At 72.2% G+C, this 18,036-nt stretch carries 14 protein-coding genes; 10 read left to right on the top strand and 4 right to left on the bottom strand.

The features are described from left to right. Positions 1 to 131 precede the first annotated feature (131 nt). The 9 genes from fahA to ABZ948_RS06780 all read left to right on the top strand — a co-directional run bounded on the left by fahA (position 132) and on the right by ABZ948_RS06780 (position 9,739). Positions 132 to 1,343, top strand: coding sequence for a fumarylacetoacetase (gene fahA, locus ABZ948_RS06740; RefSeq protein ID WP_359757870.1), 1,212 nt, complete (start codon positions 132 to 134; stop codon positions 1,341 to 1,343). A gap of 144 nt (positions 1,344 to 1,487) precedes the next feature. After that, positions 1,488 to 1,622 (top strand): hypothetical protein, encoded by a 135-nt coding sequence (locus ABZ948_RS06745; protein ID WP_359757871.1) that lies wholly within the window; start codon positions 1,488 to 1,490, stop codon positions 1,620 to 1,622. A gap of 37 nt (positions 1,623 to 1,659) precedes the next feature. Next, positions 1,660 to 2,598 (top strand): M56 family metallopeptidase, encoded by a 939-nt coding sequence (locus ABZ948_RS06750; protein WP_359757968.1) that lies wholly within the window; start codon positions 1,660 to 1,662, stop codon positions 2,596 to 2,598. Positions 2,599 to 2,738: 140 nt separating this feature from the next. Continuing rightward, the gene (locus tag ABZ948_RS06755; RefSeq protein WP_359757872.1) at positions 2,739 to 3,527 is read left to right on the top strand and encodes a GntR family transcriptional regulator; all 789 of its coding nucleotides are present in this window, start codon (positions 2,739 to 2,741) and stop codon (positions 3,525 to 3,527) included. 33 nt (positions 3,528 to 3,560) lie between these two features. Next, positions 3,561 to 3,788 (top strand): 4Fe-4S dicluster domain-containing protein, encoded by a 228-nt coding sequence (locus ABZ948_RS06760; RefSeq protein ID WP_003992261.1) that lies wholly within the window; start codon positions 3,561 to 3,563, stop codon positions 3,786 to 3,788. 45 nt (positions 3,789 to 3,833) lie between these two features. Beyond that, positions 3,834 to 5,186, top strand: a complete 1,353-nt coding sequence (locus tag ABZ948_RS06765) for an ABC transporter substrate-binding protein (protein ID WP_359757873.1) — start codon at positions 3,834 to 3,836, stop codon at positions 5,184 to 5,186. Further along, positions 5,183 to 6,070: an ABC transporter permease gene (locus tag ABZ948_RS06770; RefSeq protein WP_359757874.1), complete on the top strand. Its 888-nt coding sequence runs from the start codon at positions 5,183 to 5,185 to the stop codon at positions 6,068 to 6,070. Before ABZ948_RS06765 ends, ABZ948_RS06770 begins: the two co-directional genes overlap by 4 nt. Beyond that, the gene (locus ABZ948_RS06775) at positions 6,054 to 6,887 is read left to right on the top strand and encodes an ABC transporter ATP-binding protein (RefSeq protein ID WP_359757875.1); all 834 of its coding nucleotides are present in this window, start codon (positions 6,054 to 6,056) and stop codon (positions 6,885 to 6,887) included. The genes ABZ948_RS06770 and ABZ948_RS06775 overlap by 17 nt, the downstream gene beginning before the upstream one ends. Positions 6,888 to 6,898: 11 nt before the next feature. Beyond that, positions 6,899 to 9,739, top strand: coding sequence for a fumarate reductase/succinate dehydrogenase flavoprotein subunit (locus ABZ948_RS06780; RefSeq protein ID WP_435857464.1), 2,841 nt, complete (start codon positions 6,899 to 6,901; stop codon positions 9,737 to 9,739). A gap of 99 nt (positions 9,740 to 9,838) precedes the next feature. On the opposite strand, the gene recQ is transcribed toward ABZ948_RS06780, so the two are convergent. After that, on the bottom strand, positions 9,839 to 11,905 hold the full coding sequence (gene recQ / locus ABZ948_RS06785; protein WP_359757876.1) for a DNA helicase RecQ: 2,067 nt from the start codon (positions 11,903 to 11,905) through the stop codon (positions 9,839 to 9,841). 323 nt (positions 11,906 to 12,228) lie between these two features. On the opposite strand from recQ, the gene ABZ948_RS06790 reads away from it, so the two are divergent. After that, a complete protein-coding gene (locus tag ABZ948_RS06790) occupies positions 12,229 to 12,747 on the top strand; it encodes a hypothetical protein (RefSeq protein WP_359757877.1) in 519 nt (172 codons plus the stop codon). An 88-nt stretch (positions 12,748 to 12,835) separates the two neighbouring features. Here the strand turns inward: ABZ948_RS06790 and nuoN are convergent, their stop codons facing one another. The 3 genes from nuoN to nuoL are packed head-to-tail and all read right to left on the bottom strand — an operon-like array spanning position 12,836 to position 18,023. After that, the gene (gene nuoN, locus ABZ948_RS06795) at positions 12,836 to 14,485 is read right to left on the bottom strand and encodes an NADH-quinone oxidoreductase subunit NuoN (protein ID WP_359757878.1); all 1,650 of its coding nucleotides are present in this window, start codon (positions 14,483 to 14,485) and stop codon (positions 12,836 to 12,838) included. Beyond that, positions 14,482 to 16,053 (bottom strand): NADH-quinone oxidoreductase subunit M, encoded by a 1,572-nt coding sequence (locus ABZ948_RS06800; protein WP_359757879.1) that lies wholly within the window; start codon positions 16,051 to 16,053, stop codon positions 14,482 to 14,484. The genes nuoN and ABZ948_RS06800 overlap by 4 nt, the downstream gene beginning before the upstream one ends. A 5-nt stretch (positions 16,054 to 16,058) precedes the next feature. After that, the gene (nuoL, locus tag ABZ948_RS06805; protein WP_359757880.1) at positions 16,059 to 18,023 is read right to left on the bottom strand and encodes an NADH-quinone oxidoreductase subunit L; all 1,965 of its coding nucleotides are present in this window, start codon (positions 18,021 to 18,023) and stop codon (positions 16,059 to 16,061) included. Positions 18,024 to 18,036: the final 13 nt, after the last annotated feature.

The raw sequence follows: 18,036 nt of genomic DNA on the forward strand, positions 1-18,036 counted from the left end.
GCCCACCTGCCCCGTTCGCCCGTCCGAGCCTCCTCGGACCCTGCCCTCGACCCCCGTGGCACCCGTAACGTGTGGCACGACCACGAACACGTGGCGACGACATGGCACACCCGAAAGCGAGGCAGCACCCGATGCCCCCCTTCGATGTCCCCGAGGGCGATCCCTTCGGTCCGCACAACCTGCCGTACGGCGTGTTCTCCCTGCCCGGCTCCTCCCACCGGACCGTGGGGGTCCGGCTCGGCGACCACGTCCTGGACGCGGGCGCGGCGGCCCACGCCCTCGGCTCCCCCTACGCCTCCCTGCTGGCCCGCCCGTCCCTCAACCCGCTGCTGGCCGCGGGCCGCACGGCCTGGTCGGACGTGCGCCGGGCGCTGACGGCCTGGGTGACCGTGCCGTCCCACCGCGAGACCGTCGAGCCGCTGTTCCACCCCCTGTCGGCCGTGACCCTGCACCTGCCGTTCGAGGTCGCGGACTACGTCGACTTCTACGCCTCCGAGAACCACGCGCGGAACGTGGGGCAGATCTTCCGGCCCGACGCCGAGGACTCCCTCACCCCCAACTGGAAGCACCTGCCGATCGGCTACCACGGCCGCTCCGGCACGGTCGTCGTCTCGGGCACGGACGTCGTACGCCCCTCGGGCCAGCGCAAGGCGCCCGGCGACGCCGCTCCCGTCTTCGGCCCGTCCGTGCGCCTGGACATCGAGGCGGAGGTCGGCTTCGTCGTCGGCGTGCCGTCCCGGATGGGCGAGCCGGTGGCCCTCGCCGACTTCCGCGAGCACGTCTTCGGGCTGTGCCTGCTGAACGACTGGTCCGCCCGGGACATCCAGGCCTGGGAGTACGTCCCCCTCGGGCCGTTCCTCGGCAAGTCCTTCGCCACGTCGGTGTCGGCGTGGATCACCCCGCTGGACGCCCTGGAGGAGTCCCGGGTGGCCCCGCCGGCCCGGACGCACGGGCTGCTGCCCTACCTCGACGACGGCGACGAGGAACCCGGCGGCTACGACCTGCGGATCAGCGTCGCCGTCAACGGCCATGTCGTCTCCGAGCCGCCCTTCGCCACCATGTACTGGACGGCCGCCCAGCAACTGGCCCACATGACCGTGAACGGCGCTTCCCTGCGCACCGGCGACCTGTACGGCTCCGGCACGGTGAGCGGCCCGGCGGACCGGGAACGCGGCTCCCTGCTGGAACTGACCTGGAACGGCCGCGACCCGCTCGAACTCCCCGAGGGCAAGCGGACGTTCCTGGAGGACGGCGACGTGGTGACGCTCTCGGCCTGGGCGCCCGGCCCCGACGGGGTCCGCGTGGGACTGGGCGAGGTGACGGGGCGGGTGGTCGCGGGCTGACCCCCGCGGACGGTCCGGGCGGCCCGGGCCGGTCAGCGATCGCCCCTCCCGGCCCTTCCGTTGACGTCCGATCCCTGACGCACACCGCCCGGGCCCGTCATACTGGGCGACGGGCGGTGTGCCCGCACGCGCGTGGTGCACGGCATGTCGGCCGCGTTCGTCGCGGTCACGGGTGCGCACAGCAGCCGGATCTCCGGTGAACACGGCGACCACGTCACCGGTGCGCACGCAGCCGCAGCACTCGCGCACGGCGACCGCCCTCCCCCGCACGACCCGTAGCCGCCCCTCTTCCGACCAGGAACCGGAGCCCGTGGCAATGACCGTCTGCCTGCTCCTGCTGAGCGTTGTCGCCGTGACGGCCGCCGTACCCGTGCCCCGTGCGCTGACCCGGGCCAGCTGGCCCGAGCGGGAACCGGTCGTCGCGCTGTGGGTGTGGCAGTGCCTGGTCGCCACGGTCCTGCTGTGCTGCGTGACGGCGCTCTCCCTGGGCGCCGCCGCCGTCTTCGGCACCGTCCGCGCCCAGCTCTTCGCCCCGGCTCCGCCCGCGGTCACCGCCGCGTACGACCTGTCCACCGCCCCGCCGTGGGCCGCCGCCCTCACCCTGCTGCTGGCCCTCGGTGCCGCCTGGACGACCGCGATGCTCGCGCGGGAACTCGTCGAGGCGCGCAGGCGCCGCGCCCAGGCCCGCGCCCACCTGCGCGAACGCGCCCCCGACCTGCCGGCCGGCCTGCCCGCCGCCAAGGGACCCCTGCTCGTCCTGGAGGACGAGTATCCCGACGCCTGGTGGATGCCCGGCAGCCCGCCCCAGCTGATCGTCACCACGGGTGCCCTGCACCGCCTCACCGGCCACCAGCTGGACGCCGTCCTCACCCACGAGCGCGGCCACGCCCGCGCCCGCCACGACTGGCTGCTGCACCTGTCCACCGCCCTGGCCACCGGATTCCCCCGCATCCCGCTGTTCGCCCACTTCTGCGACCAGACCCACCGCCTGGTCGAACTCGCCGCCGACGACACGGCCTCCCGCCGCTGCGGCCACCTGACCACGGCCCTGGCCCTGATCGAGCTGAACCAGCACCGCGGCGTCCTGTCCTGCGCCTCCAGCCACCGCCTGCTGGGCGAGCGGGTCGACCGGCTCCTGGAACCACCGCCCCGGCTGGGCCGCCGGCACCGGGCCCTGACGACCACGACGGCCGCGCTCGTGCCGCTGCTGCCCCTGCTGATCGCGTTCGCGCCGGGGCTGACGGCGTTGTCGTAGCCGCTCCGGGCCGGCGGCCGGTGGCGGATCTGCCGGCCCGCCCCGCGAACACCCAGGTCAAGCGTGGAGCCGGTCGCCCTCCCGGTGGCGCAATGTTCCCGCAACACCACTATTCCTATCGGATAGGTAGGGTTCGAGCCATGCCGACCGACCGCATCCGAGACCACGCCGGACAGGGCGCCGCGACCACCGTCGCCGCCCACCGCGCGCGGCGACGGCTGCGCGCCGACCGGGCCCGGCAACTGGCCGACCTGCTCCGCCGGCAGTTGCTCACCGGCGACTTCGGCGACGGCGTCCTGCCCCACGAGTCGACACTCGCGGCAGACTACGGCGCCAGCCGCAACACGGTCCGCGAGGCTCTCGACCTGCTGCGGGCCGAGGGGCTGGTGGAACGCCAGCCGGGCGTCGGCACCGTGGTCGTGGCCCGCAAGTACCCCCACGGCCTCGACCGCCTGATGGGCCTCGCGGAAACCCTGCGCGAACACGGCCACGTCACCAACGAGGTCCGCACCATGGGCCCCGCCCCGGCGCCCGCGCCCGTCGCCGCACGCCTCGGCCTGGCGCCCGGCACCGATGTCCTCTACATCGAACGCCTGCGCCGCCTCAACGGCCTGCCCCTGTCCCTCGACCTCACCTACATCCCCCTGGACATCGGCACCGGCCTGCTCGGCGCCGACCTCGAGAACACCGACGTCTTCCGCCTCCTGGAAGCCGTCACCGGCCGACGCCTCGGCCATGCCGAGATCACCCTGGAAGCGGTCAGCGCGGACACCCACTCGGCCGCCGTGCTGGAGGCCCCGCGCGGCGCCGCCGTCCTCATGCTGGAACGCCTCACCCACCTCGCGGACGGCCGACCGGTCGACCTGGAGTTCATACGGTTCCGTGGCGACCGCATCACCATGAGCGGCCTGCTGCACCGGTCCGTCTGACCCACCCGCTCGCGCACACTCCTGGAGACAGCCATGCCCTTGGCGCCCCAGCGGGCCGACGTGCCCGTGACCATCGACGAGTCGAAGTGCATCGACGGCTGCACGCTCTGTGTGGACATGTGCCCGCTGGACTCCCTCGCCATCGACGAGCGCAACGGCAAGGCCTACATGCACGTCGACGAGTGCTGGTACTGCGGCCCGTGCGCGGCGCGCTGCCCCACCGGAGCCGTCACCGTCAACATGCCCTATCTGCTCCGGTGAGAGGCCCGAACCGTCATGCCCCGAAGCGTCATGTTCCGAACCTCCATGAAACGCACCGCGGTCGCCGCCTCCGCCGTCGTCCTCCTGCTCCCGCTCAGCGCCTGCGGCGGTGACGCCGAGGCCGGCGGCGGCTCCACCGTCACCGTCACCGTCACCGTCGGTTACCAGTCCCGGACGATCAACACCGTCACCGCGGGCACCCTGCTCCGCTCCCTCGGCTCCTTCGAGAAACAGCTCAACGCCCTGAATGACGGCGTCCGCTACAAGGTCAGCTGGCAGGACTACGCCACCGGCGCCCCCATCACCGCCCAGATGACCGCCGGGAAGATCGACATCGGTTCGATGGGCGACTTCCCGCTGCTCATCAACGCGGCCCGGGGCAAGCAGCTCAACCGCCCCACCCGGCTGGTGTCGGTCACCGGCTACAACCTGCGCGGCGGCCTCAACACCATCGTCACCGCGCCCGGTTCCCGGCTGGCCTCCCTGAAGGACCTGAAGGGCAAGAAGGTCTCCACCAGCGTCGGCTCGGCCGCCGACGGCACCCTCGTGCGGGCCCTGCAGCGCGCCGGCATCGACCCCCAGCGGGGCGTCGAGAAGCTCAACCAGCAGCCCGCCGTCGGTGCCTCGGCCCTCGCCGCCGGCAGCACGGACGCGCTGTCGCAGTTCGTCGCGTGGCCGGGCCTGCTCGCCTACCAGGGCAAGGCGAAGGCGCTCTACGACGGCGCCCGGCTGAACCTGCCGACCTTCCACGGCGTCACCGCCCGGGAGGACTTCGCCGAGCGGCGCCCGGCCGCGCTGGAGGCGTTCCTGAAGGCGCAGGCGGAGGCGACCGACTACCTGAACGAGCACCCGGTGGACGCCGCCGAGAAGGTCGCGAAGGCGACCGGCCTGCCCGCCGAGGTCGTCTACCTCTACAACGGCGCTCACGGCATCGCCACCTTCGACCCGGCGATCAAGCCCCGGCTCGTGGCCGCCCTGAAGCAGGACGTGTCGATCCTCAAGTCGGCCGAGCTGACCGGCGACGTGGACGTCGACTCCTTCGTCGACGACCGGTACGTGAAGAAGGCCCTGGGGCCGTCGGCGTACACCGACCGTCTGGCCGCGCAGCCCGCACCGGCCGCGAGCGAGGCCTGGCCCAAGGGCGCCTCGAAGACCGTCACCTTCACCTCCCCTTCCGCACTGCTGCGTTACGTGGCCGGGCACCGCGGCTCCCTGCGCGCCGCCTACGTCCCCGACACCACCACCGGCACCCTCTGGTTCGCCGACAAGGCCGTGTGGGTGGCCGACGGCGGCAAGCTGCTGCCCTTCGTCGCCCCCGACACCGCGCGGGCGTACCTCGCCGGGCACTCCGGGGCGCGGATCGTCTCCTACGCCGACGCCCTGGAGCGGGCCTCATGAGGCGGTATGCGCTCCGCCTGCTTTCGCCGGCCGCCGCCCTCGGCCTGTGGCAGGCGCTGACCAGCCTGAACGTCGACCTGTGGCTGCGGTTCTCGCAGTTCCCGACGGTCATCGACGTGGCCCGCGCCTTCGCCGCCCGGCTGTCCGGGCCGGACTACTGGACGGACCTCACCGACTCCCTCACCCGGATCCTCACCGGCTTCCTGCTGGCCGCCGTCCTCGGGGTGGCCACGGGCGTGCTCGTGGCGCGCTCGCGTCTCGCCGAGGACCTGCTCGGCCCGGTGCTGGAGGTGATCCGCCCGGTCCCGGCGATCGCCCTGGTCCCCGTCGCGATCCTGTTGTTCCCCTCCAACGAGCAGGGCATCGTCTTCATCACCTGCACCGCCGCCTTCTTCCCGGTCCTGGTCTCCACCCGGCACGCCGTGCGCGCGCTGACGCCCGTGTGGGAGGAGGCGGTGCTCACCATGGGCGGCGGACGGTGGCGGATCCTCGGCTCGGTCGTCCTGCCGGGTGCGCTGCCCGGCGTCTTCGGCGGCCTGTCCGTCGGCATCGGCGTCTCGTGGATCTGTGTGATCTCGGCCGAGATGATCTCCGGCCAGTACGGCGTCGGCTACCGGACCTGGCAGGACTACACCGTCGTCGACTACCCGGGCGTCTTCGTCGGCATGGCCACCATCGGCGTGCTGGGCTGGCTCACGTCCACGGCCGTGGAGCTGCTGGGCCGCCGCCTCACCCGCTGGCTGCCCCGCACCGCCTACGAACCCGCCGCCCGCACGCCCCGGCCCGCACGGCCCGCCGGAGCCGGACGGCCCGCTCCCGCCGCACCCGCCGCCCGACCCGATGGGGCCCGATCCCAGGAGGCACGCGATGAGCACCTCGTCTGAGACCGTCCCGGGCATTTCGCCGGAGCCGGAGACCGTCCCGGGCACGTCGCCCGAGACGAAGACCCTCGCCGCCGGGACGGCAGGGCGCGGCACCCGGCTCGCCCTCGCCGGCGCCCGCCTCGGCCGCCCCGGCACAACCGCCTTGGACGGCGTCGACCTCGATGTCGCGCCCGGCGAGATCCTCACCGTCGTCGGCCCGTCCGGCTGCGGCAAGTCGACCCTGCTGCGCACCCTCTCGGGCCTGCTGGCGCCGCTGGCCGGAGAGATCACCCAGGACGGCCACCCGCTGTCCGGCCCCGCCGCCGACCGCGCCCTGATCTTCCAGGAAGACGCCCTGCTCCCCTGGCGCACCCTGCGCGCCAACGTCGAACTGCCGCTCGCCATCCGGGGCGTCCCCCGCGCCGAACGCCGGGCCCAGGCAACGGCCTGGCTGGAGCGCGTCGGACTCGGCGCGCAGGCGGGGCAGTTGCCGCACCGGGTCTCCGGCGGGCAGCGCCAGCGCGTCCAGCTGGCCCGCGCCCTGGCCGCACGCCCGCGCGCCGTCCTGATGGACGAGCCGTTCGGAGCGCTCGACGCGCAGACCCGCGCCGGCATGCAGGACCTCCTGGTGGAGGTGCTCCGGGGCACGGGCGCCACCGTCGTCTTCGTCACCCACGACGTGGACGAGGCGCTGTTCCTCGGCGACCGCGTGGCCCTGCTCGCCGCGGGCGGTGTCGCCGCCGTCCGGGACGTGCCCCGCCCCCGCGACCGGGGCGCGCACGACGACCCCGCGCGCCTGGCCCTGCGGCGCGACGTCCTCACCTCGCTCGGTACCTGAAAGGCACCCCGGTGACCACCTCCGTGAACACCCCTGCGGACTTCCCCCTCGCCGTCCCGGACCTCGCCGACGCCGAGGAACTGACCTGCGACGTCCTGGTCATCGGCGGCGGCACCGCCGGCACCATGGCGGCCCTGACCGCCGCCGAGCACGGTGCGCACGTGCTGCTGCTGGAGAAGGCCCACGTCCGTCACTCCGGTGCGCTCGCCATGGGCATGGACGGCGTCAACAACGCGGTCATCCCGGGCCGCGCCGAACCGGACGACTACGTCGCCGAGATCACCCGGGCCAACGACGGCATCGTCGACCAGTCCACCGTCCGCCAGACCGCCACCCGCGGCTTCGCGATGGTGCAGCGGCTGGAGTCCTACGGCGTGAAGTTCGAGAAGGACGAACACGGCGACTACGCGGTCCGCCAGGTGCACCGCTCCGGCTCCTACGTCCTGCCCATGCCGGAGGGCAAGGACGTCAAGAAGGTCCTCTACCGGCAGCTGCGGCGGCGGGAGATGCGGGAGCGGATCCGCATCGAGAACCGGGTGATGCCGGTGCGCGTCCTCACGGCGCGGGGGCGGGCTGTCGGGGCGGCCGGCTTCAACACCCGCACCGGGCGGTTCGTCCAGGTCCGCGCGGGCGCGGTCGTCCTCGCCACCGGCGCCTGCGGCCGCCTCGGCCTGCCCGCCTCCGGCTACCTCTACGGCACCTACGAGAACCCCACCAACGCCGGTGACGGCTACGCCATGGCCTACCACGCCGGCGCCGAGCTCACCGGCATCGAGTGCTTCCAGATCAACCCGCTGATCAAGGACTACAACGGCCCGGCCTGCGCCTACGTCGCCAACCCCTTCGGCGGCTACCAGGTCAACCGGCACGGCGAGCGCTTCGTCGACTCCGACTACTGGTCGGGCCAGATGATGGCCGAGTTCGCGGCGGAGGTGGCGTCCGACCGGGGCCCCGTCTACCTCAAGCTGAGCCACCTCCCGGAGGAGTCCGTCTCGGCGCTGGAGACGATCCTGCACTCCACCGAACGCCCCACCCGCGGCACCTTCCACTCCGGCCGCGGCCACGACTACCGCACCCACGACGTCGAGATGCACATCTCCGAGATCGGCCTGTGCGGCGGCCACTCCGCCTCCGGCGTCCGCGTGGACGACCACGCGCGCACCACCGTCCCCCGCCTGTACGCGGCCGGCGACCTGGCCTGCGTGCCGCACAACTACATGATCGGCGCGTTCGTCTTCGGCGACCTGGCGGGCGCGGACGCGTCGCAGTACACCGCCCACGAGGGAGCGCTGCCGGCCGACCAGCTGCGCGAGGCGCACGAGTTGATCTACCGCCCGCTGCGCAACCCCGACGGCCCGCCGCAGCCCCAGGTCGAGTACAAGCTGCGCCGTTTCGTGAACGACTACGTCGCCCCGCCCAAGTCCGGAGCCCGGCTGTCGCTGGCCCTGGAGGCGTTCGAGCGGATGCGGGACGACATCGCCGCGATGGGCGCCCGCACCCCGCACGAACTGATGCGCTGCGCCGAGGTCACCTTCATCCGCGACTGCGCGGAGATGGCCGCGCGCTCCTCCCTGGCCCGCACGGAGTCCCGCTGGGGCCTCTACCACGACCGGCTCGACCACCCCCGGCGTGACGACGCGTCCTGGTTCCACCACCTCGATCTGCACAAGTCCCCCTCTGGTGCGATGGAGTTCACGGCTCGTCCCGTGGCTCCGTATCTCGTTCCGGTCGACGGTTTCGACCCGGTCGGCGGCGCGTCCCGGCACATCGGCGAGGTGCACGCCGAGGACGTCGCGACGGCGGGATCGCGTGATGTGGCGCCGGTCGCGGCCCGGGCCGGAGCCGCGGAGCCGGAGCGGATCGCGACGCCGCACACCTCACCCACCGCTCCGCCGAGCGCTCCGGGCGCTCCGGGCGAGGAGTCCTCCGCCCGCCTCCTCGAACTCGTCGCCCTCGCCGACGAGGAACCCGAGCTGGACGCCCTCCAGCCGTACCTGACCGACCCCGTGCCCGCCGTCCGGCGCGAGGCGGTCGCCGTGCTCACCGAGACCCTGCCGTCGGGGACGGGCCCCGCCCTCGCCGCCGCCCTGCGGGACACCGCCGCCGAGGTCCGTGCCGCCGCGGCGGCGTCCCTGCGCGAGCTCGTCGAGACGCTGCCGCCCGAGCCCGGCCTGCGCGACGGCCTCGCCGCCGCCCTGGACGAGCCCGACCCGGTGGTCCGCGCCGCCGCGCTGGACGTCCTGCGCGCCCTGCGCCTCGGGGACACCGGCCTGTTCTCGGACTCCCTGACCGACTCCGACATCGCCGTCCGCATCGAGGCCGTGCGCGCCCTGGTGTCGGTCGACGCCGCCGAGGCACTGGCGGGCGCGGCGGCCACCGACCCGTCCCGCGAGGTCCGGGTGGCGATGGCCAAAGGGCTGGCCACCGTGGGGGCGGAACGACTGGGTGCCGGACCGCTCCCGAGCCGGGACGACGCCTTCGAGGCCGATCCGATCGCGCACGCCCTCACGGGGCTGCTCGACGACCCCGACGCCCTGGTGCGTGCGGCGGCGTACGGAGCACTGGGCACGACCGGATGCCCGGCACCCCTCGCCGCACGCGCCGTCGCCGCCCTTGCGGAACCGGCCTGGCAGGTGCGGGCCGGTGCCGCGACGGCCCTGTCCGTCGCCGACCCCGACGTGGCCGTCCCCGCGCTCGCGAAGGCCCTTGCGGACGCCAACGCCGACGTCCGCAAGGCCGCCGTCCTGGCCCTGTCCCGTCACCGGTCGGCGACGGAGGCACGAGCGGCTCTGGCCACGGCGACGACGGACTCCGACGCGGACGTCAGGGCGTATGCGTCACGAGCGCTGTGACCGATCAGGCCTTCCCCGTCCGTGGTCGGGGCGCTGTGTCCCGGCCGGAGCCAGGAGCCAAGCGATCCGGCCGGGGCCCTGTCCCTGAAGCAGTCGTCTCTATATCCAGTCGTCGGGCTCCGGCTCCGCGTCCATCTCGGGCCAGTCGTCCGGCCCCTCCCCACCCTGGCCGGACGCCCGCACCGGAGTGGGAGCCGGAGACGCCGAGGGGGATTCGGCCGCCGCCGGCGCACCGGCCGGTCCCCCCAGGGACGCGAGCACCTCCAGCACGCCCTCCCCGTACGTCGCGAGTTTCTTCTCGCCCACCCCGCTGATCCCGCCGAGTTCACGCACCGACGCCGGCCACACCGTCGCGATCTCCCGCAGCGTCGCGTCGTGGAAGATGACGTATGCCGGGACGCCCTGCTCGCGGGCCTGTTCGGCGCGCCAGGCGCGCAGGGCCTCGAACGCCGGCAGCAGTTCCTCGGGCAGCTCGGCCGCGGCCGTCCTGGCCTTGCGCTCACCCCGCCCGGAGCCGGAGGACGACGAGGAGCCCGACCGGGAGGTCACCGGCTTCTTCGGCTCCTTGCGCAGCGGCACCTCGCGTTCCCGCCGCAGGACGGAGCCGCTCGCCTCCGTCAGCACCAGCGTGCCGTACTCGCCCTCCACCGCGAGCAGCCCCTGGGCCAGCAACTGCCGGATGACGCCCCGCCATTCGCCCTCGGACAGGTCCTCGCCGATGCCGAAGACCGACAGCTGGTCGTGGTCGAACTGGATGACCTTGCCGGTGCGCTTGCCGAGCAGGATGTCGACGATCTGCACCGCGCCGAACTTCTGCCCGCGCTCCCGCTGCAGCCGTACCACCGTCGACAGCACCTTCTGCGCCGCGACCGTGCCGTCCCAGGTCTCCGGCGGGGTCAGGCAGGTGTCGCAGTTGCCGCAGCCGGCCGGGTCCGGGTCCTGGCCGAAGTAGGCGAGGAGCTGGCCCCGGCGGCACTGGGCCGTCTCGCACAGCGCCAGCATGGAGTCCAGGTGGGCCTGGGCACGCCGCCGGAAGGCCTCGTCGCCCTCCCCGGACTGGATCAGCTTGCGCTGCTGTATGACGTCGTTGAGGCCGTAGGCCATCCAGGCCGTCGACGGCAGTCCGTCCCGCCCGGCGCGGCCCGTCTCCTGGTAGTAGCCCTCGACCGACTTGGGCAGGTCGAGGTGGGCGACGAAGCGGACGTCCGGCTTGTCGATGCCCATGCCGAAGGCGATGGTCGCCACCACGACCAGCCCGTCCTCCCGCAGGAAGCGGGACTGGTGGGCCGCGCGGGTACCCGCGTCCAGGCCGGCGTGGTAGGGCACCGCCTCGATGCCGTTGCGGCTGAGGAACTCGGCGGTCTTCTCGACCGAGTTGCGCGACAGGCAGTAGACGATGCCCGCGTCGCCCGCGTGCTCCTCGCGCAGGAAGGCGAGCAGCTGCTTCTTGGGGTCGGCCTTGGGCACGATCCGGTACTGGATGTTGGGCCGGTCGAAGCTGGCCACGAAGTGACGGGCCGACGGCATGTTCAGCCGCTCGGTGATCTCACGGTGCGTCGCGCGCGTGGCCGTCGCCGTGAGCGCGATCCGCGGGACGTCCGGCCAGCGCTCGCCGAGCAGGGACAGCGCCAGGTAGTCGGGCCGGAAGTCGTGGCCCCACTGGGAGACGCAGTGCGCCTCGTCGATCGCGAAGACGGAGATCTTGCCGCGCGAGAGGAGGTCGAGCGTGTTCTCCAACCGCAGCCGCTCCGGCGCCAGGTAGAGCAGGTCCAGCTCGCCTGCGAGGAACTCGGCCTCCACCATCCTGCGCTCGTCGAAGTCCTGCGTGGAGTTCATGAACCCGGCCCGCACGCCCAGCGCCCGCAGCGCGTCCACCTGGTCCTGCATCAGGGCGATGAGCGGCGAGACGACCACACCCGTACCGGGCCTGACCAGGGACGGGATCTGGTAGCACAGCGACTTGCCGCCACCGGTCGGCATGAGCACCACGGCGTCGCCGCCCGCGACCACGTGGTCGATGACCGCTTCCTGCTCGCCGCGGAAGGCCTCGTAGCCGAAGACCCGGTGCAGCGCGGCCAGCGCCTCGCTCGCGTCGGCCCCGAGAGGTCCGGCGGGGCCGCTGCCCGCACCGGTACCGGTCCCGGTCACCGCGTCCAGTTCCGTCATCACACCCGTCCCGCCCGTAGCGCCCATCGTTCCGCCCCCCGTGTGTCGCGCCTCGACCACTGCGTCCACCATAGGGGCCCGCACCGACAGTCCCGGAGTTATCCACAGGTCTCGCCCGGTGGGCGCTCCCTGCTCACACTCGCGTTCGAGTCAGCCCAATGGACGGCCCGCCTGGCACGCCCCCACCGGCCGGGCGATGCTGCTGACGCGGGCCTGCCGAGGATCACACCCCCCGTGCCCGTCCTTCCCCCAGCGGGCGCTCACGGCGCCCTCACGACGCGCGCCCGCCCGCGGGCGTCCCTCTCCGCAAGGAGCGACTCGACATGTCCCGCCTCAAGGCCGCCTGCGCCCTCGCCCTGACCACCGCTCTCGCCCTGGCCGCGGCTCCCGCCCACGCCGCCGGACACGGCCACGACTCGGAGCCCGAGCTCGTGCAGACCTACGCCGCCACGCGCCACTACCAGCACGTGAAGCGCGCGATCAGAGACGACTACCTGCCCGCCGGCCCGTGCACCGCCCTGCCCGGCGAGGGCGCCATGGGCTACCACTACATCAAGCAGCGGCTCATCAACTCCACCGATCCGGTGAAGCCCGCCGCGGTCGTCTACCACAAGGACAAGCAGGGCAGGCTCCGCGCCGGAGCCGTGGAGTGGATCGTCCGCGACGCCGACCAGAAGGTGGAGACGGACTGGGACCGCCCGGTCATGTTCGGCGACCGGCACTTCGACGGGCCGGAGGAGATCCCCGGTCTGGGCGTCGTCTACACGCTGCACGCCTGGATCTTCAAGGACAACCCCCGGGGTGTCTTCTACCCCTGGAACCCCAGGGTCACGTGCCCGTGAGCTGTCCGCGTCCCTGAGGCGCACACACGAGCGGGACCCGGCTCCCGAAGGAGACCGGGTCCCGCTCGCGCGTACCGCCCAGGGGGCGTCAGCGGACGAACACGCCCGCCTGCCCCGCCAGGTCCAGGAAGTACTGCGGCGCCACACCGAGCACCAGCGTGACCGCCACGCCCACTCCGATCGCCGTCATCGTCAGCGGCGACGGCACGGCCACCGTCGGGCCCTCCGCCTTCGGCTCGCTGAAGAACATCAGCACGATGACACGGATGTAGAAGAACGCCGCGATCGCCGACGAGATGACGCCGATGACGACCAGCGGGGCCGCCCCGCCCTCCGCCGCCGCCTTGAACACGGCGAACTTCCCGGCGAAGCCGGAGGTCAGCGGAATGCCCGCGAAGGCCAGCAGGAACACCGCGAACACGGCCGCCACCAGCGGGGACCTGCGCCCGAGCCCCGCCCACTTCGACAGGTGCGTCGCCTCGCCGCCCGCGTCCCGGACGAGCGTGACCACCGCGAAGGCGCCGATCGTCACGAACGAGTAGGCCGCCAGGTAGAACAGCACCGACGAGACGCCGTCCGGCGTGGTCGCGATGACACCCGCGAGGATGAACCCGGCGTGCGCGATCGACGAGTACGCCAGCAGCCGCTTGATGTCGGTCTGTGTGATCGCGACGATCGCACCGCCCAGCATGGTGACGATGGCCACGGCCCACATCACCGGCCGCCAGTCCCAGCGCAGCCCCGGCAGGACGACGTACAGCACCCGCAGCAGCGCGCCGAACGCCGCCACCTTCGTCGCCGCAGCCATGAAGCCGGTCACCGGGGTCGGCGCGCCCTGGTACACGTCCGGCGTCCACATGTGGAACGGGACCGCGCCCACCTTGAACAGCAGGCCCATCACCAGCAGCGCGGCGCCGACCAGCAGCAACGCGTCGTTGCCCATGGTGTCGGCGAGCGCCGGGTTCACGTCCTGCACGGTGCCGTCGACGACCTGCGCGATCGTCGCGTACGACATCGAGCCCGCGTAGCCGTACAGCAGCGCGATGCCGAACAGGGTGAACGCGGAGGCGAAGGCGCCGAGCAGGAAGTACTTGACCGCCGCCTCCTGCGACATCAGCCGCTTACGGCGGGCCAGGGCGCACAGCAGGTACAGCGGGAGGGAGAAGACCTCCAGGGCCACGAACAGCGTCAGCAGGTCGTTGGCCGCGGGGAAGATCAGCATGCCGGCGACGGCGAACAGCAGCAGCGGGAACACCTCGGTGGTGGTGAACCCGGCCTTGACCGCGGCCTTCTCGCTCTCGCTGCCCGGCACGGACGCGGCCTGCGCGGCGAAGGAGTCGACCCGGTTGCCGTGCACCACCGGGTCGAGGCGCCGCTCGGCGAAGGTGAACAGGCCGACCAGGGCCGCCAGCAGGATCGTGCCCTGCAGGAAGAGGGCCGGTCCGTCGACCGCGATCGCGCCCATCGCGGCGATGCGCGCCTTGGTCGTGCCATACCCGTCGGCCGCGAGCGCGACGACCGCGGCGAAGGCGGCGGCGAGCGCGACGACGGACACGAACATCTGGACGTAATAGCGCGATGTGCGCGGGACGAACGCCTCGACCAGGATCCCGACGATCGCCGCTCCGACGACGATCAGGGTGGGCGCCAACTGTCCATACTCGAACGTCGGCGCGTCGATCTTGGTGATCGGTTCGGCCGCGGTTGTCCACAGGCTGTGGACGGCTGTTGCGCTCACTTGGCCGCCTCCACCTCGGGCTGGGGGTCCTTCTTCTGTACGTCGGACATGGTCTGCTTGACCGCCGGGTCGATGATCTGCGTGACGGGCTTCGGGTAGACGCCCAGGAAGATCAGCAGCACGACCAGCGGGGCGACCACCACGAGCTCCCGCACCTTGAGGTCCGGCATCGCGCTGACCTCCGGTTTCACCGGGCCCGTCATCGTCCGCTGGTAGAGGACGAGGGTGTAGAGCGCGGCGAGGACGATGCCGAAGGTGGCGATGATGCCGATCACCGGATAGCGCGTGAACGTGCCGACCAGGACCAGGAACTCACTGACGAACGGCGCCAGTCCCGGCAGGGAGAGCGTCGCGAGGCTGCCGATCAGGAACGTGCCGGCGAGCACCGGGGCGACCTTCTGCACACCGCCGTAGTCGGCGATGAGCCGCGAGCCGCGCCGGGAGATCAGGAAGCCCGCGACCAGCATCAGCGCGGCCGTCGAGATGCCGTGGTTGATCATGTAGAGCGTCGCGCCGGACTGGCCCTGGCTGGTCATCGCGAAGATGCCCATGATGATGAAGCCGAAGTGCGAGATCGACGCGTAGGCCACCAGCCGCTTGATGTCGCGCTGGCCGACCGCGAGCAGCGCCCCGTAGATGATGCTGATCAGGGCGAGGACGAGGATCGCGGGCGTCGCCCACTTGCTGGCCTCCGGGAAGAGCTGGAGGCAGAAGCGGAGCATCGCGAACGTGCCGACCTTGTCGACGACCGCCGTGATGAGGACCGCCACGGGAGCCGTCGACTCCTGCATCGCGTTGGGCAGCCAAGTGTGCAGCGGCCACAGCGGCGCCTTCACCGCGAAGGCGAAGAAGAAGCCGAGGAACAGCCACCGCTCGGTGTTGGTCGCCATGTCCAGCGTGCCGTTGGCCCGTGCTTCGGCGATCTCCTGGAGCGAGAAGTTCCCGGCGACCACGTACAGGCCGATCACCGCGGCCAGCATGATGAGGCCGCCGACCAGGTTGTAGAGGAGGAACTTCACCGCGGCGTACGAGCGTTGCGTCGCAGCCGCCTTCTCGCCGTGCTCGTGGGCACGGTCCCCGAAGCCGCCGATGAGGAAGTACATCGGGATGAGCATGGCTTCGAAGAAGATGTAGAAGAGGAAGACGTCGGTGGCCTCGAAGGAGAGGATCACCATCGCCTCGACGGCCAGGATCAGGGCGAAGAAGCCCTGCGTCGGCCGCCACCGGCTGCTGCCGGTCTCCAGCGGGTCGGCGTCGTGCCAGCCCGCGAGGATGATGAACGGGATGAGCAGCGCGGTGAGCCCGATCAGCGCCACCCCGATGCCGTCCACGCCCAGTTCGTAGCGGACGCCGAAGTCGGCGATCCAGGCGTGGGACTCGGTGAGCTGGTAGCGGTCGCCGTCCGGGTCGAACCGGACCAGGACGACGATCGCGAGGACGAGCGTGGCGAGCGAGAAGAGCAGCGCCAGCCACTTGGCGGCGGTGCGCTTCGCGGCCGGCACGGCGGCCGTGGCGATCGCCCCGATCGCCGGGAGCGCCGCTGTCGCTGTCAGCAGAGGAAAGGACATCGGTATCAGACCGCCCTCATCAGCAGGGTCGCGGCGACGATGATCGCCGCGCCGCCGAACATCGAGACCGCGTAGGAGCGGGCGAAGCCGTTCTGCAGCCTGCGCATCCGCCCGGAGAGGCCGCCGACCGAGGCCGCCGTGCCGTTGACGACGCCGTCGACCAGGGTGTGGTCGACGTAGACCAGGGACCGTGTGAGGTGCTCGCCGCCGCGGACCAGGACGACGTGGTTGAAGTCGTCCTGGAGCAGGTCGCGGCGGGCGGCCCGGGTGAGCAGCGAGCCGCGCGGGGCGACGGCCGGGACCGGGCGGCGGCCGTACTGCGACCAGGCGAGGGCGACGCCGAGGACCATGACGGCTACCGTGGACAGCGTGACCGTGAGGGCGCTGACCGGCGGGTGGCCGTGGTCATGGCCGGTGATCGGCTCCAGCCAGTGCATGAAGCGGTCGCCGATGCTGAAGAACGCGCCGCCGGCCACCGATCCCACGGCCAGCACGATCATCGGGATCGTCATGACCTTGGGCGACTCGTGCGGGTGCGGCGGGGTGTACTCGCCGCGTGTCTCGGCGGCGGGCTCCACGTCCGGCTCGGCAGGGGACGGCGTCGGGGCGTTGCGCCAGCGCTCCTCGCCGAAGAAGGTCATCAGCATCACGCGCGTCATGTAGTAGGCGGTGATGGCCGCGCCGAGCAGGGCGCAGGCGCCGAGGATCCAGCCCTCGGTGCCGCCCTTGGCGAACGCCGCCTCGATGATCTTGTCCTTGGAGAAGAAGCCGGACAGGCCGGGGAAGCCGATGATCGCGAGGTAGCCGAGTCCGAAGGTGACGAAGGTGACCGGCATGTACTTCCGGAGGCCGCCGTACCTCCTCATGTCCACCTCGTCGTTCATGCCGTGCATGACCGAACCGGCGCCGAGGAACAGCCCGGCCTTGAAGAAGCCGTGCGTCACCAGGTGCATGATCGCGAAGACGTAGCCGATGGGGCCGAGGCCCGCGGCGAGGATCATGTAGCCGATCTGCGACATGGTCGAGCCGGCCAGGGCCTTCTTGATGTCGTCCTTCGCGCAACCGACGATCGCACCGAACAGGAGCGTGACCGCGCCGACGATCGTGACGACCAGCTGTGCGTCCGGGGCGCCGTTGAAGATGGCGCCGGAGCGGACGATCAGGTAGACGCCCGCCGTCACCATGGTCGCGGCGTGGATGAGGGCCGAGACCGGGGTCGGGCCCTCCATCGCGTCCCCGAGCCAGGACTGCAGCGGCACCTGGGCGGACTTGCCGCAGGCGGCGAGCAGCAGCATCAGGGCGATCGCGGTCAGCTTGTCCTCACCGGCGGCACCGGCGAGCCCGGCCTCCTCGTGGCTGCCGAGCACCGGCCCGAAGGCGAAGGTGCCGAACCACAGGAACATCAGCATGATCGCGATGGACAGGCCCATGTCGCCGACGCGGTTGACCAGGAAGGCCTTCTTCGCGGCCGTCGCGGCGCTGGGCTTGTGCTGCCAGAAGCCGATCAGCAGGTAGGAGGCGAGACCGACGCCCTCCCAGCCGACGTACAGCAGCAGGTAGTTGTCGGCGAGGACGAGGATCAGCATCGCCGCGAGGAACAGGTTCAGATAGCCGAAGAAGCGGCGGCGCCGCTCGTCGTGCTCCATGTACCCGACGGAGTACAGGTGGATCAGCGATCCGACGCCCGTGATCAGCAGCACGAACGTCATGGACAGCTGGTCGAGACGGAAGGCGACGTCCGCCTGGAAGCCCTCGACGGGGATCCAGCTGAACAGGTGCTGTCCCATGACGCGGTGTTCGGCGTCCTGGCCGAGCATGTCGGTGAACAGCACCAGGCCGAGCACGAAGGAGACGGCCGCGAGCAGCGTGCCGATCCAGTGCCCGACGGCGTCCAGCCGGCGTCCGCCGCACAGCAGGACCGCCGCTCCGAGCAGGGGCGCCGCCACCAGCAGCGCAATCAGGTTCTCCACGATTCTTCCGACC

Source organism: Streptomyces olindensis (assembly GCF_040645895.1).
Lineage (GTDB): Bacteria > Actinomycetota > Actinomycetes > Streptomycetales > Streptomycetaceae > Streptomyces > Streptomyces olindensis.

Coding starts and splice junctions, on each gene's coding strand:
- ABZ948_RS06775 (WP_359757875.1), top strand. CDS start 6,054: ATGAGCACCTCGTCTGAGACCGTCCCGGGCATTTCGCCGGAGCCGGAG.
- ABZ948_RS06800 (WP_359757879.1), bottom strand. CDS start 16,053: ATGTCCTTTCCTCTGCTGACAGCGACAGCGGCGCTCCCGGCGATCGGG.
- fahA (WP_359757870.1), top strand. CDS start 132: ATGCCCCCCTTCGATGTCCCCGAGGGCGATCCCTTCGGTCCGCACAAC.
- ABZ948_RS06760 (WP_003992261.1), top strand. CDS start 3,561: ATGCCCTTGGCGCCCCAGCGGGCCGACGTGCCCGTGACCATCGACGAG.
- ABZ948_RS06765 (WP_359757873.1), top strand. CDS start 3,834: ATGAAACGCACCGCGGTCGCCGCCTCCGCCGTCGTCCTCCTGCTCCCG.
- ABZ948_RS06755 (WP_359757872.1), top strand. CDS start 2,739: ATGCCGACCGACCGCATCCGAGACCACGCCGGACAGGGCGCCGCGACC.
- ABZ948_RS06790 (WP_359757877.1), top strand. CDS start 12,229: ATGTCCCGCCTCAAGGCCGCCTGCGCCCTCGCCCTGACCACCGCTCTC.
- ABZ948_RS06750 (WP_359757968.1), top strand. CDS start 1,660: ATGACCGTCTGCCTGCTCCTGCTGAGCGTTGTCGCCGTGACGGCCGCC.
- ABZ948_RS06745 (WP_359757871.1), top strand. CDS start 1,488: ATGTCGGCCGCGTTCGTCGCGGTCACGGGTGCGCACAGCAGCCGGATC.
- recQ (WP_359757876.1), bottom strand. CDS start 11,905: ATGACGGAACTGGACGCGGTGACCGGGACCGGTACCGGTGCGGGCAGC.
- ABZ948_RS06770 (WP_359757874.1), top strand. CDS start 5,183: ATGAGGCGGTATGCGCTCCGCCTGCTTTCGCCGGCCGCCGCCCTCGGC.